Annotated in this window: 16 protein-coding genes; 1 reads left to right on the top strand and 15 read right to left on the bottom strand. The window is 66.1% G+C overall.

Annotated elements, in window-relative coordinates; all coding sequences use genetic code 11:
• Window positions 1-6 precede the first annotated feature (6 nt).
• From CR917_RS23465 to CR917_RS23395, 15 genes are all read right to left on the bottom strand, one after another.
• Window positions 7-636 (bottom strand): hypothetical protein, encoded by a 630-nt coding sequence (locus CR917_RS23465; RefSeq protein ID WP_229589306.1) that lies wholly within the window; start codon window positions 634-636, stop codon window positions 7-9.
• A gap of 335 nt (window positions 637-971) precedes the next feature.
• Window positions 972-1,418, bottom strand: coding sequence for an HIT family protein (locus CR917_RS23460; RefSeq protein ID WP_043859795.1), 447 nt, complete (start codon window positions 1,416-1,418; stop codon window positions 972-974).
• Between the two features lie 319 nt (window positions 1,419-1,737).
• On the bottom strand, window positions 1,738-2,742 hold the full coding sequence (locus tag CR917_RS23455) for a CDP-6-deoxy-delta-3,4-glucoseen reductase (protein WP_043859794.1): 1,005 nt from the start codon (window positions 2,740-2,742) through the stop codon (window positions 1,738-1,740).
• Window positions 2,743-2,756: 14 nt separating this feature from the next.
• On the bottom strand, window positions 2,757-3,791 hold the full coding sequence (dmpG, locus tag CR917_RS23450) for a 4-hydroxy-2-oxovalerate aldolase (protein WP_054916102.1): 1,035 nt from the start codon (window positions 3,789-3,791) through the stop codon (window positions 2,757-2,759).
• A 10-nt stretch (window positions 3,792-3,801) separates the two neighbouring features.
• Window positions 3,802-4,743, bottom strand: coding sequence for an acetaldehyde dehydrogenase (acetylating) (locus CR917_RS23445; protein WP_043859792.1), 942 nt, complete (start codon window positions 4,741-4,743; stop codon window positions 3,802-3,804).
• A complete protein-coding gene (locus CR917_RS23440; RefSeq protein ID WP_088515453.1) occupies window positions 4,740-6,599 on the bottom strand; it encodes a feruloyl-CoA synthase in 1,860 nt (619 codons plus the stop codon). Before CR917_RS23440 ends, CR917_RS23445 begins: the two co-directional genes overlap by 4 nt.
• 104 nt (window positions 6,600-6,703) lie before the next feature.
• Entirely contained in the window at window positions 6,704-7,486 is a 783-nt protein-coding gene (locus tag CR917_RS23435) for a 2-keto-4-pentenoate hydratase (protein ID WP_058541174.1), read from the bottom strand.
• 29 nt (window positions 7,487-7,515) lie between these two features.
• Window positions 7,516-8,487, bottom strand: coding sequence for a nitronate monooxygenase family protein (locus CR917_RS23430; RefSeq protein ID WP_043861080.1), 972 nt, complete (start codon window positions 8,485-8,487; stop codon window positions 7,516-7,518).
• A gap of 31 nt (window positions 8,488-8,518) precedes the next feature.
• Complete coding sequence (gene hcaB, locus CR917_RS23425) at window positions 8,519-9,331, bottom strand: 3-(cis-5,6-dihydroxycyclohexa-1,3-dien-1-yl)propanoate dehydrogenase (RefSeq protein ID WP_104573028.1); 813 nt, start codon at window positions 9,329-9,331, stop codon at window positions 8,519-8,521.
• Window positions 9,332-9,341: 10 nt separating this feature from the next.
• Entirely contained in the window at window positions 9,342-9,872 is a 531-nt protein-coding gene (locus CR917_RS23420) for a 3-phenylpropionate/cinnamic acid dioxygenase subunit beta (protein ID WP_043861078.1), read from the bottom strand.
• A 10-nt stretch (window positions 9,873-9,882) separates the two neighbouring features.
• A complete protein-coding gene (locus CR917_RS23415) occupies window positions 9,883-11,232 on the bottom strand; it encodes an SRPBCC family protein (protein ID WP_043861077.1) in 1,350 nt (449 codons plus the stop codon).
• Window positions 11,233-11,270: 38 nt separating this feature from the next.
• Window positions 11,271-11,624 carry a non-heme iron oxygenase ferredoxin subunit gene (locus tag CR917_RS23410; RefSeq protein WP_043861076.1) on the bottom strand — a complete coding sequence of 118 codons (354 nt, stop codon included), beginning with the start codon at window positions 11,622-11,624 and terminating at the stop codon, window positions 11,271-11,273.
• The gene (locus CR917_RS23405; RefSeq protein WP_104573027.1) at window positions 11,621-12,472 is read right to left on the bottom strand and encodes a protocatechuate 3,4-dioxygenase; all 852 of its coding nucleotides are present in this window, start codon (window positions 12,470-12,472) and stop codon (window positions 11,621-11,623) included. Before CR917_RS23405 ends, CR917_RS23410 begins: the two co-directional genes overlap by 4 nt.
• A 4-nt stretch (window positions 12,473-12,476) precedes the next feature.
• Window positions 12,477-12,773, bottom strand: a complete 297-nt coding sequence (locus tag CR917_RS23400) for an extradiol ring-cleavage dioxygenase (RefSeq protein WP_104573026.1) — start codon at window positions 12,771-12,773, stop codon at window positions 12,477-12,479.
• A gap of 6 nt (window positions 12,774-12,779) precedes the next feature.
• On the bottom strand, window positions 12,780-13,595 hold the full coding sequence (locus CR917_RS23395) for an alpha/beta fold hydrolase (RefSeq protein ID WP_054916107.1): 816 nt from the start codon (window positions 13,593-13,595) through the stop codon (window positions 12,780-12,782).
• A gap of 294 nt (window positions 13,596-13,889) precedes the next feature.
• Here CR917_RS23395 and CR917_RS23390 point away from each other — a divergent pair, with 294 nt between their 5' ends.
• On the top strand, window positions 13,890-14,471 hold the full coding sequence (locus CR917_RS23390) for a TetR/AcrR family transcriptional regulator (RefSeq protein WP_043861072.1): 582 nt from the start codon (window positions 13,890-13,892) through the stop codon (window positions 14,469-14,471).
• Window positions 14,472-14,666: the final 195 nt, after the last annotated feature.

Raw genomic sequence — 14,666 nt, 5'->3', positions numbered from 1 at the left:
TGATGCTTATCCCGCCAGTGACTGCCTCGCGTGACGGGCGGCCAAGGTATGGCGAATCAGGTCATCGACGTCCTTCAGGTCTGCCGGGCAGCTGGGCAGGCCGAAGAAGGGCGTCACCGAGGGCATCAGATCGCCTTTGTACAGGGCGTAGTAATGATCGCCACGGGCCTTGATCTGGAAGAAGATGCCGTCCTGATCGAACACGAAGCTGTCGAACTTCGGCGCCAGCCGTGGCTTCACATAGGTGATGAACGTCTTGTAGCCGCCTTGCAGGGCCACCAGCGAGGCACCGGTCATGGCCAGCCCGTTGACCACGTTCTTGACCGGGGCATGCTTGTCGACGATCAGGCGTGAAAGTTCGACGCACTCGTGCTCGTAGTTGGGCCCGGAGAACTGCACCAGTTGTTCATGGCTGATGAACTCACCCGACTCGTGAGGGAACGGCGTAATACGCTGAGTGCCGATGATTTCACCATCATGATAAAAGGCAAACACATAGGAACGCGGGTCGTATTCATCCAGGCACACGGTATTGTCGACCGAGTTACCAAACAGCGTCTTGTAATAGATCTTGCGCTGCCCATACAACCGGCTACGGGCACGAGAAAGTTCGATGAATTGCGCAGGCGTTACCACCTGCCTGACCTTTACCTTGTCAGACTGGCACAACTCCTGGAGGACTGAATCATAGAAACTGTAGATGGCCGAACCGGCGGAATCATCCTTGACCAACTGCATACTTGCCGAAGGCAAGTCAGCCTTGTTACTGGCGAGTGACGGCATGAGAAATCCCTTCTTATTGTGATCTGTAGTATTCAACTCAGCCCAGCGCACGACTTAAGTTTCCACAGGACAATACATAGCTTCGCCTCCTTGCGTAGATAGCCATAGGTTGTTGATTTACGGGCTGCGCACAGCCAGACACTCACCCGCTAGTGGCGGGCGTGCCGTTGAACCAGAGCGAGGTACAGTCAGTTCGGTGGTAGCGAGGCCAAGGCTCGGCGGATCTGCTCGGCGCGCTCGCCCAGCACCTGTGGCGTGGCGATCGGGAGGTCCGCATGACCCAGGTTGAAACCGTCACCGACAAAGCGGGCCAGCACATGCAGGTGCGCGTGACCTACGGTCTGCCCGGCCACTGCGCCATCGCACAGCAGCAGGTTGATACCTTCACAGGGCTGTTCTTCGAGGCTCAGGCCGCTTTCACGCAGGGCGGCCGCCATCCGTTGACCCACACGCATCATGTGGCCACAGGTTTGAGGAGGGATATCACCCAGGCCGCTTGCGTGGGCCTTGGGAATGACCAGGACATGGCCAGGAGTGATCGGCTGAATCGAGAGAAAGGCCAGGCACTGCTCGTCTTCGTAGACAACGGCAGCCGGTGCTTCTTTCTTGGCGATTGCACAGAAAATGCAGTTCACGGATAGCTCCCTCTATTGTTGTAGGTGCAACCCCGGTGGAGGCATGAAGATCCGGGATGCTACAGGCTGCATTCCATTGCAGAGTTGACCGCGCAGCTTGTAGGAGAAATTACCCCTGGCCTTCCTCAGCTGTACACGGGAGTTTTGAAATTTTTTGTATCTGAATCCCGTAAATTTCCTAATGGTTTGATTTGAATGGGTTTTCCCAAGGTAACTTTTTGTATCCGGGCTGCATGGGTGCGTCACCGGCCAGGGCCATGAGGGCCGAGGACGGTGACGCCATCACCCACCCGCTGTGCGTGGGCTCGCCCGGCCTGAGCTACACGAACGCATCGGCATGAAAATGTGCGGGCTCCAGCCCCCGCTGCTCGACGAAATCGCGTCGCGCCGAGTCGACCACGATCGGCGCACCGCAGGCATAGACCTCGAAGTCCTTGAGGCTATGGAAGTCCTGCAGCACCTGGCGGTGCACGAAGCCGGTGGCACCCTGCCAGTCGCAGGCCGGGCCCGGCTCGGACAGCACCGGGGTGTAGCGCAGCCACGGCAACTGCGCCTCCCAGGCCAGCAGCTGTTCATGCCGGTAGAGGTCCTCACGGCGCCGCCCGCCCCAGTACAGGTACACCGGGCGGCGGTTGTCGCCGCGCTCGCGCAGTTGCTCGAGCAGCGCCTGCACCGGGGCAAAGCCGGTGCCGCTGGCCAGCAATACTATCGGCCGTTGGCTGTCGCGCAGGTAGAACGAACCGAACGGCCCCTCCATGCGCAGGATCGCCCTGGGCTGCAACGCATTGAACACATGCCCGCTGAACACCCCGCCCGGCATGTGCCGGATGTGCAGCTCAAGCTGGTTGTCGCGCGCCGCTGCGGTGGCCATCGAGTAGCTGCGCCGGCTGCCGTCCTTGAGCAGCACCTGCACGTACTGCCCCGGCAGGTAGGCGAATGCGGCGCCCGGCGCGAGCATCAGGCGCAGCACCGCCACGTCGTGGCTGACCTTGTCGAGGCTGGCCACGCGCACGCCCATCTGCTGGATGCCGATGCCGCGCAGCTCGGTGACTTCCGGCGCGTCGATGACCAGGTCGGAACGTGCCCTGGCGCAGCAGAACAGCGCCAGGCCCTGGGCCCGCTCGGCTTCGCTGAGCACTGCCAGCGGGCTGTCGGCGTGGTCCACCTCGCCGCTGAGCACCTGGCCCTTGCAACTGCCACAGGTGCCGGTGCGGCAGCTGTGCTTGAGCATCAGGCCATCGGCCAGGGCAGCGTCGAGCACGCTCTGCCCGGCGTTGACCGGGCAGCTCAGGCCGACCGGCTGGATCTGCAGGGTGAAGCTCATGTGCGTACCCTCCGTCACTGCGCGCGTCCGGCGGCGGCCAGCAGGTCCAGCGCCACGTCGACGATCATGTCCTCCTGGCCGCCGACCATGCGCCGCTTGCCCAGCTCGACCAGGATGTCGACGGTTTTCAGGCCATAGCGCGCCGCGGCGATTTCGGCGTGGCGCAGGAAGCTGGAGTAGACCCCGGCATAGCCCAGCGCCAGCGATTCGCGGTCGACCCGCACAGGACGGTCCTGCAACGGGCGCACGATGTCGTCGGCTGCATCCATCAGCGTGTAGAGGTCGGTGCCGTGGTTCCAGCCCAGGCGCTCGGCGGCGGCGATGAACACTTCCAGGGGCGCGTTGCCGGCGCCCGCGCCCATGCCGGCCAGGCTCGCATCGATGCGATCGCACCCCTCCTCCACCGCGGTGATCGAGTTGGCGACCCCGAGGCTGAGGTTGTGGTGGGCATGCATGCCGGTTTCGGTCTCGGGCTTGAGCACGGCCTTGAACGCGCGAAAGCGATCACGCACGTCCTGCATGTTCATCGCCCCACCGGAGTCGGCCATGTACACGCAGGTGGCGCCGTAGCTTTCCATCAGCTTGGCCTGGGCGGCCAGCTGCTCGGCCGGGATCATGTGGCTCATCATCAGAAAGCCCACGGTGTCCATGCCCAGCCCGCGCGCATATTCGATGTGCTGGCGGGCCACGTCGGCCTCGGTGCAGTGGGTGGCCACGCGCACCACGCGGGCGCCGGCGTCATATGCGGCCTTGAGGTCGTGCACCGTGCCGATGCCGGGCAGCAGCAGGGTGGTGATCCTGGCGTGGCTGATCACGTCGGCCACGGCCTCGATCCACTCCAGGTCGGTGTGGGCGGCAAACCCGTAGTTGAAGCTGGAGCCCTGCAGGCCATCGCCGTGGGCCACTTCGATGGAATCGACCCTGGCCTTGTCCAGCGCACGGGCGATGTCCTGCACGTTCTGCAGCGAGTACTGGTGGCGCACCGCGTGGCTGCCGTCGCGCAGGGTCACGTCGCTGATGTAGAGCTTCTTGGCGGGATTGAACGTCATGCGGGCATCCTCAGTTGTGCGCCATGGCCTGGGCCATGCGCTCGGCGGTCGCCATCGCGGCGGACGTCATGATGTCGAGATTGCCGGCGTAGGCCGGCAGGTAGTGGGCGGCGCCTTCGACTTCGAGAAACACCGAGGTCTTGAGCCCGCTGAAGCGGCCCAGGCCCGGGATCAGCAGCGGCGCCTGGGGCTCGATCACCTCGAACTGCACCTGCTGCTTGAGCCGGTAGCCCGGCACGTAGGCCTGCACCGCCTGGGCCATCTCGTGGATGGAGGCCTGCACGCGGGCCTGCTCGCAGGCTTCGGAGAGCACGAACACGGTGTCGCGCATGATCAGCGGCGGCTCGGCCGGGTTCATCACGATGATCGCCTTGCCCCTGGCTGCACCGCCGATGGCTTCGATGGCCTTGGAGGTGGTTTCGGTGAACTCGTCGATGTTGGCGCGGGTGCCGGGGCCGGCGGACTTGCTGGCAATCGAGGCGACGATTTCGGCGTAGTGCACCTTGGCCACCCGCGACACCGCGGCCACCATCGGGATGGTCGCCTGGCCGCCGCAGGTGACCATGTTGACGTTCAACTGCGCCAGGTTCTGCTCCAGGTTCACCACCGGCACGCAGTACGGGCCGATGGCTGCCGGGGTCAGGTCGATCAGGCGGATGCCGGGCTTGCGTGCGCGCAGGTAGGCGTCGTTGCGTACATGGGCGCCGGCCGAGGTGGCATCGAACACGAAGTCGATATCGGCGAACTCGGGCATGCGCGCCAGGCCCTCGACCCCTTCGTGGGTGGTGGCCACGCCCAGGCGGCGGGCGCGTTCCAGGCCGTCGGAGGCCGGGTCGATGCCGACCATCACGGCCATTTTCAGGTGCTTGCCGTGGCGCAGCAGCTTGATCATCAGGTCGGTGCCGATATTGCCGGAGCCGATGATGGCGACATTGAATTTTGCAGGGTTCATACGGCTTCTCCGTAGACTTCGGCGAGGAGGATGACGCTCGGGTCGAGGCTGTCGGCGTACAGGCGCTGCACGGCCTCGGCGCGCAGGCTCAAGGCGGTGCGCTGGTTGATGTAGCCCTTGTCGGTGATCTCGCCGTCGTTGAGGCTGGGCGGCGAATCGAGGATCACCAGGCGCACGGCATGCTGGGACGAGGCCGGGTATTCCCGGGCCAGTGCCTGCAGGCCCGCGCACAGCGCCAGGCGCACCTCGGGCTGCAGCGCCAGCTGTGCACCGCTCATGTGCTGGCCCTCGGCGCCGAGCAGGTCGCGCAGGGCCTGGGACGGGTAGACCAGCGCGCCGATCATGTCGCGGTCATGCCCGCCGATCACGCAGTCGCTGGCATACGGCGCCAGCGCGCTGACCAGGCGTGGGCGCAGCGTGCCCACCGACACCCAGGTGCCGCTGCTGAGCTTGAAGTCCTCGGTCACGCGGCCGTCGAACTGCACGCCCAGCTCGGGGCGCGCCGGGTCGACCAGGCGCCCGGCGTCGCCGATACGGTAGAAGCCCTCTTCATCGAACGCCGCCAGGGTGCTGGCCGGGTCGCCCAGGTAGCGCGGGAACACCGAGGGGCCGCGCACGCGCATCTCCAGCTTGTCGCCGGCCGGCACGAACTTGAGCTCGGTGCCCGGTACCGGCAGGCCGATGATGCCGGCCTTGTCGGCGGCAAAATGCACGCTGGTGACCACCGGCGAGGTTTCGGTGGAGCCCCATTCGGTGGCGAAGAACAGCGGCGTGTCGCGCACCTTCCCGGCACACGCCACCAGCCGGCTCCAGCTGCTTTGCGGCAGGGCGGCAGCGGCATAGAACAGCATGCGCAGGCGCCCGAACAGGGCCTGGGCCAGCGCCGGGTCGCGCTCCAGGTGAGGCAGCAGCATCTCGTAGCCGCGCGGCACGTTGAAGAACAGCGTGGGCCTGACCGAGCGGATGTTCTCCAGCGTACGGTCGATCTGCCCCGGCACCGGCAGGCCGTCGTCGATGTACAGGGTGCCGCCGTTGCGCAGCACCAGGTTGAAGTTGTGGTTGGCGCCGAACACGTGGCTCCAGGGCAGCCAGTCGAGCACGATCAGTTCGCCCTGCTCCAGAAAGCGCCAGCACTGGGCAATCGCCTGCTGGTTGGCGCAGAGCATGCCGTGGGTGTTGACCACGGCCTTGGGCGCACCGGTGGAGCCGGAGGTCATCAGGTAGCGCGCCGGGGTGTCGCCATCCAGGCGCGCGAAGGCGGCCATCACCGCCGGGGTCTCGGCCTTGTACAGGTGCGGCAGGGCCAGCGCACCGGGGATTTCCTGGGCGTTGCGCGCCGCCACCACCGGGCAGTCCGGGTCGACCAGGGCGATGGCGCGGCCATAGGCATCGCCGTCGTTGACGAATATCAGCCCCGGCTTGAGCACCTCGACAATCGCCTTGAGCTTGGCGCAGCCGCTGCCGGTATTGCGCGAGTAGGCCACCGAGATGGTCGACACCGGGATGCCCACGTGCATCGCCGCCAGGGTCAGCAGCGCCTGGTCCAGGTCGTTTTCCGAGAGCATCAGCAGCGGCCGGCCGGCTGCGATGTCCAGTTCCAGCAGGCCCTGGGCCAGGGCGCCGACGCGCTGGCGCACCTGCTCGTAGGTCAGGCTGAACCAGCCCGCGCCGCGCCGTTCGGCCAGGTAGGCACGCTGCGGCGCCTGCTCGGCCCAGTGTTCCAGCCACTGGCCGATGCAGCGCGCATAGGGTTGCAGCGGCTCGGGCGAGCTGAGCACGAAGCTGCCGTCGGCACGCGGTTCGTACAGCACCTGGGCGGGGGCCAGCTGGGTGGGGTCGTTGAAGAAGTCGTACATTGCACGCCCTCGTGAGCGCGGCAGGCCGTCGGCCCGCTGCTCACTGGTTTTATTGTTGTAGGTACCGGCGGTCGGTCAGGCCGCCGGGTTCAAGCCGGCACGGCTCAGGTGAAGCGACAGCTCACTTCGCCCAGGCGGGTCAGGCGCAGGCGCAGGCTGTCGCCCGCCACCACCGGCACCATCGGCCCCAGCGCGCCGGACAGCAGCACGTCACCGGCCTGCAGCGGGCGCCCGGCCAGGGCCATGGTGCGCGCCAGCCACAGGCAGGCATCCAGGGGGTTGCCCATGCAAGCGGCGCCCACGCCGATGGCGGCCTGGGCACCGTTCTTCTCCAGCAGCATGCCTTCCAGGGCCAGGTCCAGGCCGTGCAGGCTGACCGGGGTCTTGCCCAGCACGTAGAGGCCCGAGGAGGCGTTGTCGGCCACGGTGTCGACCAGGGTGATCTTCCAGTCCTCGATGGCCGAGTCGACGATCTCCAGCGCCGGCAGCACATGGTCGACCGCGCGCAGCAGCTCGCCCAGGGTGGTGTCGGGGTCGGGCAGGTCGCGCCCCAGCACGAACGCGATCTCGCCCTCGGCCTTGGGCTGGATCAGCCGCGTGCTGTCGATGGCCTGGCCATCGTGGCATTCCATGTCGGCGAACAGCATGCCGAAGTCGGGCTGGTCGACGCCCAGTTGCTGCTGCACCGCCAGCGAGGTGAGGCCGACCTTGCGCCCGCTCAGGCGCCGGCCGGCGGCCAGCGCGGCCTGGGTGGCGAGTTCCTGCACGGCGTAGGCGTCGTGCAGCGACTGGATGTCGAAACGCTCGGAAATGCGCCCGCACGGGGTGCGGGTCGAGCGGGCCTGGGCCAGCGCTGCGGCGGCGGCCTGAAGGTTGGGGTGGGTCATGGGGTTGCTCCTGAACGGGTCCGGTTGGCTTACAACGCGCGCGCGCGACTCTGGCGATAGCCCTGGTGCAGTTCGTCGACCAGCTCGGCCACGCTGCAGGTGCGGGTGATCTGGCCCACGCCCTGCCCCGCCGACCACACGTGTTTCCACGCCTTGTTGGCGGTGGCGATGTCGCCGGAGAAGTCGATGCTGGGGCGGGTTTCGCTGCGCGGGTCGATGCCGGCCTTGTCCAGCGACGGCTGCATCCAGTTGGCCAGCACACCGCTGACCGCCTTGGTGGTGGTCACCTGGTCCAGCGAGCACTCCACCAGCATGTCGCGGTAGGCGTCCTCGACCAGGCTTTCGTGGGTGGCGATCAGGCGCGTGCCCACCAGCGAGAAGTCGCAGCCCAGCACCTGCGCGGCATGGATGTCGCGCCCGTTGGAGATCGCCCCGGCCAGGCCCAGCGGGCCGTCCCAGAACTCGCGCACTTCGGCGACGAAGGCGAACGGATTGTAGTTGCCTGTATGCCCGCCGGCGCCGTTGCACACCAGCACCAGGCCATCGACGCCGGCGGCCACGGCCTTGCGTGCCAGGGCCGGGCTGATCACGTCGGCGATCACCACCCCGCCATAGGCGTGCACGGTGTCGAGCACGCGCTTGGGGCTGCCCAGGGCGGTGGAGACGATCGGCGGCTGGTAACGGCGCACCAGTTCAAGCTCGGCCTCGAAGCGGTCGTAGGTGCTGTGCACGATCATGTTGAGCATCCACGGCGCCCACTGCTCGCCACGCTGCTGCGCGGCGTCACGCTCGCCGACGATCTGTTCCAGCCATTGCTGCAGTTGCTCGACGGTGCGCGCATTGGGCGCCGGCAGGCTGCCGACGATGCCGGCCTGGCAGCTGGCGGCGAGCAGGCGCGGGCCCGACACCAGGAACATCGGCGCGGCCAGCACCGGCAGGTCGAGCCCGGCGAACAGGTTCAGGAGTTGCTGTTGCGGTGCACTCAGGCTTGTTGTTGTCATCACGCATCTCTCTTGTTCTGGTTATCAAGGCTCAGGCCTTGCGCGACCGCGTGGGGCCGGCGCTGCGAATCTCCCAGCCGCCATCGCTGTGGATGATGTTGGCGGTGGTCAACCCGGCATTCTCGCGCGAGGCCAGCAGCACGTAGTGCCCGGTGTGGTCCTCGGGCTCGGCAATCCGTTGCAGGGGCACAGCCTGCGCGGCACCGGCCTCGAACCCGGGGATCTGGTTGAGCGGTACGCTGCGGCTGTTCAGGCCATCCAGGCTTTTCATCGGCGTGTTGGTCGCCCCCGGCGCCACGCCGTTGACCCGGATGTCCGGCGCCAGCTCGTAGGCCAGCTGGCGGATCATGCCCACCAGCGCATGCTTGGCGGTGACGTACAGAATGCCACCACCGCCGGCATAAAAGGCACTGTTGGACAAGGTAAAGATCATGCTGCCACGGGTTTGGCGCAACGCCTCGATCGACGCCTGCGCGCCGAGCAGGTAGCCCTGCACGTTGGTGGCGAAGAGTTTCTGGAACGCACCCTCGAAATCAGGCGGGGCGATGCGGTCCAGGCGGGTGAAATAGTCGAACACCGCGGCGTTGCCGACGAAGGTGTCGAGCCTGCCGAACGCCTCCAGGGTGGCGGCCACGGCGCGCTGGTTATCCTGATAGCGCGCCACGTCGCCCTGCACGGTGATCACCGCATCGCCCAGCTCGGCAGCCAGCGCCGCCAGTTGCGCCGTGTCGCGGCCCATTACCGCGACCCTGGCGCCTTCGGCCACGTAGCGGCGCACGATGGCGCTGCCGATGCCGCCGGTACCGCCGGTGACCAGTGCCACCTGCCCTTTCAACCAAGCCATGTGCAGGCCCTCATAGGAACGTGTTGATGTTCTTGCACAGCAACATCGCGTTGGGGATCAGAATCTTGCGCTTGAGCAGCTTGAGGCCCTCGGCCTCCAGGCGCAGCACGTCCTCGCGCCGCCCGGCCAGCTGGGCGTGTTCGTCCAGGCCGCGGCTGCGCACGTTGACGAAGCACGAGTACGCCAGGTACTCGCCCGGCTCGGCGCCGGCATACACCTCAATGTTGCTGACCAGGTGCACGTTGCGCGTGGGCGGGTTCTCGGCCCAGGCCGAGGGCTGCTTGAAGCGCGCCACGCGGCGCTTGAGCTCGCGCATGCCGTCATCGAAGAAGGCCATGTGCTCCAGGCGGTAGGGCCCGGACTTGTCTTCGCGGCGACGGTTCTCGATGCCGGGCATCCAGTAGTGGATGGCTTCGCTCAGGCTCAGCAGCCATTGGTCCCAGCACTCGTTGTCGAGCAGGCGCGCCTCGCGCAGCAGAAACTGTTCGACCCGGCGGGCCTCGTCGATGGACACCGGGGTGTCCTGCAGTTGGTGTGTCATCTCGCCCCCCTCAGCGCAGCGTGCCGTTGCGGTCTGGTACGTCGGCCCAGGTCGGTGCCTGCAGCAGGTCTTTCCAGCGTTGGTAGAACGCCCGCGCGTTGCATTCGTTGAGCTGGCCCTTGAACACGTTGCCCGGCAGCTCGCTGTCGTCCAGGCGGGTGTGCATGCCCAGGCCCACGTACAAGTCCTGGTAGCGCGTGACCACGCCCCGGCTGGTCTTGGTGCAGTACTCCCAGTTCTCGCCGTCGTCCATCTCGAACACGCCGGTGGGCGAGAAGGTCATCATCGCGCCACGGCGCCATTTGTCCTTGATGTCCTGCGGGGCGTTCTTGTTGACGATGACCCAGGTGAACAGCTCGATCTTGTGCGGGCCACGCGGCTGCCAGATGCGCACGGTGTTCTGCCCCGGCAGGAACGAGAAGTTGGGGAACACGGTGAACGAGGAGATCGCGCCGATCAGCTTTGAGCGGAACTCGCCCAGGCGCTCGGCGACCTTGGGGCGCAGCACATGCAGGTACTTGTTGATGTCCTTTTCGCCCAGGGTGGCGGCGTTGCCGACCACGTCGGTGGCGAACTCGTAGCCGTGGCCGTTCCAGTTCACCGAGTAGGATTCGGGCAGTTCGCCGACATTGGCCACCGGGCCGCCGAGCATGGCCTTGGCCGCCGAGTCGTGGGTCCAGCCGCCGTGCAGGATGTCGCCGACGAAGTTTTCGGCGGCGATCTTCCAGTTGCACTCGATGGTGGAGCGGATGCAGCCGCCCAGGAACTCGCTGCCGCCCTCGTCCATGTCGAGCATCACGTCCATGTACCAGGTCATCGGCCCGAGGTACTCCTCCAGGGTCGGCGCATCGCTGGCAAAGGTGGCGAACACCAGGCCCTTGTAGCTGGCCACGCGGGCTTCGCGCAGGCCATGCCTGGACTTGTCGAACTGGCTTTCTTCGTAGCACTTGGATTCGTGCATGCCCATCAGGCGCCCGCCATCGGCGCCGAACGACCAGCCGTGGTAGTTGCAGATGAAACCGCGGGCGTTGCCGGCCTCGGCAAAGCACACCTTGTTGCCGCGGTGCGGGCAGGCATTGAGGAACACCTTGATCGAGGCGTCCTTCTGGCGTACCACCAGCACTTCGTCTTCACCCATCGAGGTGGTCAGGTAGTCGCCGGACCTGGGCAGCTGGGATTCGTGGGCGACGAACAGCCAGCAGCGCGCGAAGATCTTCTCCAGCTCCTGCTCGTAGATCGCCTCGTCCCAGAACACCTTGCCCGACAGGCGCCCCTCCTGCATGTCGCAGAGGCGGTCGAGGTTGCCCAGGGCGGGCGTGCTTTCGAGGGTTCTGAGCGGTATGTGCTTGTTGTTATCCATGGTTCAGACTCACAGGTATGCGGTTGGACGGCGCCCGGTCAGACCGGGCTGTCGGCGTCGGCCAGCGCCTCGTCGGCTTCCAGGGCCGTGTCGGCATACACCTCGCGGTCGGTGACAATGACCTTGTAGGTGCGCAGGTGCCGTTCGCAGGGGAAGGTCACGGCCTTGCCGCTGGGGATATGGAACTGGCCCCAGTGCACCGGGCAGGTGATCAGGTCGTCTTCCATGTCGCCTTCGGCCAGCGAGGCGGTGGCGTGGGTGCACATGTCGGTGGTGGCGTAGAAGGTGCCGCCCAGGTTGTAGACGCACAGGGCATCGCCATCGCCGTTGGCGACCTTCTTCAGTTCGCCCGGCGCCAGCTCGTCACGCTGGCAAAGCAGTACGCGGCTCATGCCGGCTCCTCGTTGTTGAGTTGCACAAAGCCCAGGCCGGTGACCCAGGCGGGCACGGCTTCATAGGCGATCACTTCACCGCGCGGACGCTCCAGGGCGGCCATGGCGCAGGCGAAGTTGCGGATTTCCATCGCGCCGTTGCCGGCCCGACGCAGGATGTCTTCGTCGCGGTAGGCGCACAGTGCCTGCAGGTCGCCGTTGACCCCGTGGGCAAGGATTTCGCGGTCGAAGTCCTCGGCCACCTGGCCCATCTCGACGGTGCCTACCCAGTGGCTGATGCCGCCGCTGCCGATGATCACCACGCGCTCGTCGGCGTCGAACGTCTCGACTGCCGCGCGCAGTTGCCGGCCCAGGTCGGCCGAGCGCTCCAGCGAGATGTACGGGTCGACGCCGCACGCCAGGTACACCGGGATGCTCGGCAGCTCACGGCCCAGCAGGGCCTCGGCCGGCTTGACCACCAGCTGGTGCGGGATCGAGAACGAATGGTCGACGGTGAAGCTGCGCGCCACGGTCCAGTCCACGCCCTGCCCTTCACCGTGATGGACGATGTGCTCGGCCAGCGCCTGGTGGTTGCGCACCACGCCCCGGTCCAGGCCCGGCAGGCGGTCGATGGGGCCGTCCACGTCGCCGGTGCCGATCACGTAGCGCGGCAGGCAATGGGGGCCGAACAGGATGTAGTGATCGCAGCCGACGATGATCACCGCCGTGGGCTGCAAGGCGGCCAGGCGCTCGGCGCATTGGGCATAGGCGCCCCATACGGCATCGCGTTGTGCGGCCGGTGGCGCTTCGGGCGCCACGAACATCACCGGGTCATGCGGCATCCAGAAGCCGCCCACTATCTTGCCCATCGGTTCACCCCTTGAGCGCGGCGGAAAACCCCGCGCCTTGTTCATCGGTACAGCCCAGGCGCTGCTTGTAGACGCGCATGCTGCATTGCGGCGAAAGCTCCTGCCAGAAGCCCATGGTCAGCATCGGGTTGACCCCGGCCGCCTGCAGGCCGGCCACGTCGAAGTCGAGGATCATCTGCGCCTCGTCGGGGGCCAGGGCAAAGCGCTGCACGAAGCCTGCGGCGTCTTCACGAAAGCGCTGCTTGGCCGCGCGCTCCACGCACAGCTGCCACAGCACCCGCTCCATCACGTTTCTGCTCATGCCGGACTACTCGCCGAGAAAGTCGCGAACCAGCGCGGCAAAGCGCCGTGGCTGTTCGCTCTGGACCCAGTGACCGCAGCGCCCGAACAGGTGCAGGTCGGCGTCGGCAATGCTGTTGGCGATCAGCAGCCCGCACTCCGGCGGCACCACACGGTCTTCACGACCGTGTACCACCAGCGTCGGCGCCACGATCTTGGCCAGCGCGGCGGCGGGGAAGCCCTTGACCATCGTCTGGCCTTCGGCGGCGGGCTGCGGGATCAGCTTGCGCAAGGCGGCCTGGGCACCGGGCCGGGCACTGGCCTCGTAGCGGGCCTGCACCATGGCGTCGGTGATCAGCGCCTTGTCGTAGGGGAACAGCTCCATCAGCTGACGCATGTTGGCCAGCGACGGCTCGTACTCCCAGGCACCGCGCAGGCCGGGGGTCTGCACGAACTCGCCGGCCGGGGTGCCGAGCAGCACCAGCTTGTTGACGCGCTCGGGGGCGAACACCGCCAGGCCGATGGCCAGGGCGCCGCCGAACGAGTTGCCGATGAAGGAGGCCTTCTGGATATCCAGGGCATCCATGATGCCGATCAGGTGGCTGACCCACAGCTTGATGTCGTACCGGGCGTCATCCTTGAACTCGGTGAAACCGAAGCCGGCGATGTCCGGCACGATCACCCGCCAGCGGTCGGCGAACACCGGCACGCTGGCGGCCCAGTTGGCCCAACCCGAAACACCCGGGCCCGAGCCGTGCAGCAGGAACAGCGGCTCGCCCTGGCCGGCCTCGTGGTAGTGGGTGTGGTGCCCTGCTGCGAGCAGAGTCTTTGCAGTTGCGCTCATGTCGGCCTCCGGTTTTTATTCTTAACATACAGTTGTGTATCTGCATGCTATTTACCGTTTTGACCTGAGTCAATGAAAAAACATGACTATTTTCAAATAATGAGCAACCGTACCTACACCTATGTACTGTCATGTATGGCAGGATGCGGACACCCGGCACTGGCCTTGTGGCCAATGCCGGCAATAGCTTCGCCGTTGCGGCGGGCGTTAGAATGACGGTTTGCTGCCAAGGCCAAGCGTCGAACCCTGCGCTGCCCTGGCGCTTATCCAGCTTGTTGGACAAGGCCCTACACAATGTCATCACGCACCAACCTCACGCGGGAAGATTGGATTCATGCGGCACAGGAAGTGCTTGTCACCAGCGGCGTCGACGCCGTGCGCGTCGACACCCTGGCCAAGGAACTGAAGATCACCCGTGGCAGTTTCTACTACCACTTCAAAAGCCGCGGCGAACTGCTCGAAGGCATCCTGGGCAACTGGCGCGCACGCGCCACCGAGGATGTGATCCTCAACCTGCGCACGGCCCACAGCTCGCCGCTGCAGCAGTTGCAGCGCCTGCTGGAGCTGCCTTCCCACGGCCAGACCGCCAAGGACGCCGCCTCGATCGAACTGGGCATCCGCGGCTGGGCGCGGCGCGACAAGCAGGCGCGCCAGGCCATCGACGAGGTGGACAGCCATCGCCTGAACTACATCGAGGGGCTGCTGATTCAGGCCGGCGTGCCCAGCGACGAAGCCCAGGACCGCGCCTACCTGATCTACGCCTACCAGATCAGCCTGTCGCTGCTGCACAGCGAAGACACCCCGCAACAACGCCTGGCGCGCAGCCAGCGCATGGCCGGCATCCTCCTCCCCGCGTGCAGCCACGCCCCGGCCTGAGCGCCTGTGCCGACCCGTTCGGCACATTGCAAATACACAAATGTATCTTTGTATATCCAATACCCGCCATCCAGCGGGTATTGGCACGCTCGTCTTGAAAAATATTTATTCAATAAATTCAAATAGATAATCGAATAAATCGGCGAATGCAGGCGCGCCGCTGCGGCGCCTGTTGACAAGCCGCCCACCTTCCCG

The sequence above is a fragment of the Pseudomonas sp. BRM28 genome (assembly GCF_002939405.1).
GTDB lineage: Bacteria > Pseudomonadota > Gammaproteobacteria > Pseudomonadales > Pseudomonadaceae > Aquipseudomonas > Aquipseudomonas palmensis.
The sequence above is the reverse complement of the archived record's forward strand: the minus strand, read 5'-3'. Positions and strand labels throughout refer to the sequence as shown.

Excerpts from the sequence above, each read along its gene's own strand:
- CR917_RS23455 (WP_043859794.1), bottom strand. The coding sequence starts at position 2,742 with ATGAGCTTCACCCTGCAGATCCAGCCGGTCGGCCTGAGCTGCCCGGTC.
- dmpG (WP_054916102.1), bottom strand. The coding sequence starts at position 3,791 with ATGACGTTCAATCCCGCCAAGAAGCTCTACATCAGCGACGTGACCCTG.
- CR917_RS23445 (WP_043859792.1), bottom strand. The coding sequence starts at position 4,743 with ATGAACCCTGCAAAATTCAATGTCGCCATCATCGGCTCCGGCAATATC.
- CR917_RS23440 (WP_088515453.1), bottom strand. The coding sequence starts at position 6,599 with ATGTACGACTTCTTCAACGACCCCACCCAGCTGGCCCCCGCCCAGGTG.
- CR917_RS23435 (WP_058541174.1), bottom strand. The coding sequence starts at position 7,486 with ATGACCCACCCCAACCTTCAGGCCGCCGCCGCAGCGCTGGCCCAGGCC.
- CR917_RS23430 (WP_043861080.1), bottom strand. The coding sequence starts at position 8,487 with ATGACAACAACAAGCCTGAGTGCACCGCAACAGCAACTCCTGAACCTG.
- hcaB (WP_104573028.1), bottom strand. The coding sequence starts at position 9,331 with ATGGCTTGGTTGAAAGGGCAGGTGGCACTGGTCACCGGCGGTACCGGC.
- CR917_RS23420 (WP_043861078.1), bottom strand. The coding sequence starts at position 9,872 with ATGACACACCAACTGCAGGACACCCCGGTGTCCATCGACGAGGCCCGC.
- CR917_RS23415 (WP_043861077.1), bottom strand. The coding sequence starts at position 11,232 with ATGGATAACAACAAGCACATACCGCTCAGAACCCTCGAAAGCACGCCC.
- CR917_RS23410 (WP_043861076.1), bottom strand. The coding sequence starts at position 11,624 with ATGAGCCGCGTACTGCTTTGCCAGCGTGACGAGCTGGCGCCGGGCGAA.
- CR917_RS23405 (WP_104573027.1), bottom strand. The coding sequence starts at position 12,472 with ATGGGCAAGATAGTGGGCGGCTTCTGGATGCCGCATGACCCGGTGATG.
- CR917_RS23400 (WP_104573026.1), bottom strand. The coding sequence starts at position 12,773 with ATGAGCAGAAACGTGATGGAGCGGGTGCTGTGGCAGCTGTGCGTGGAG.
- CR917_RS23395 (WP_054916107.1), bottom strand. The coding sequence starts at position 13,595 with ATGAGCGCAACTGCAAAGACTCTGCTCGCAGCAGGGCACCACACCCAC.
- CR917_RS23390 (WP_043861072.1), top strand. The coding sequence starts at position 13,890 with ATGTCATCACGCACCAACCTCACGCGGGAAGATTGGATTCATGCGGCA.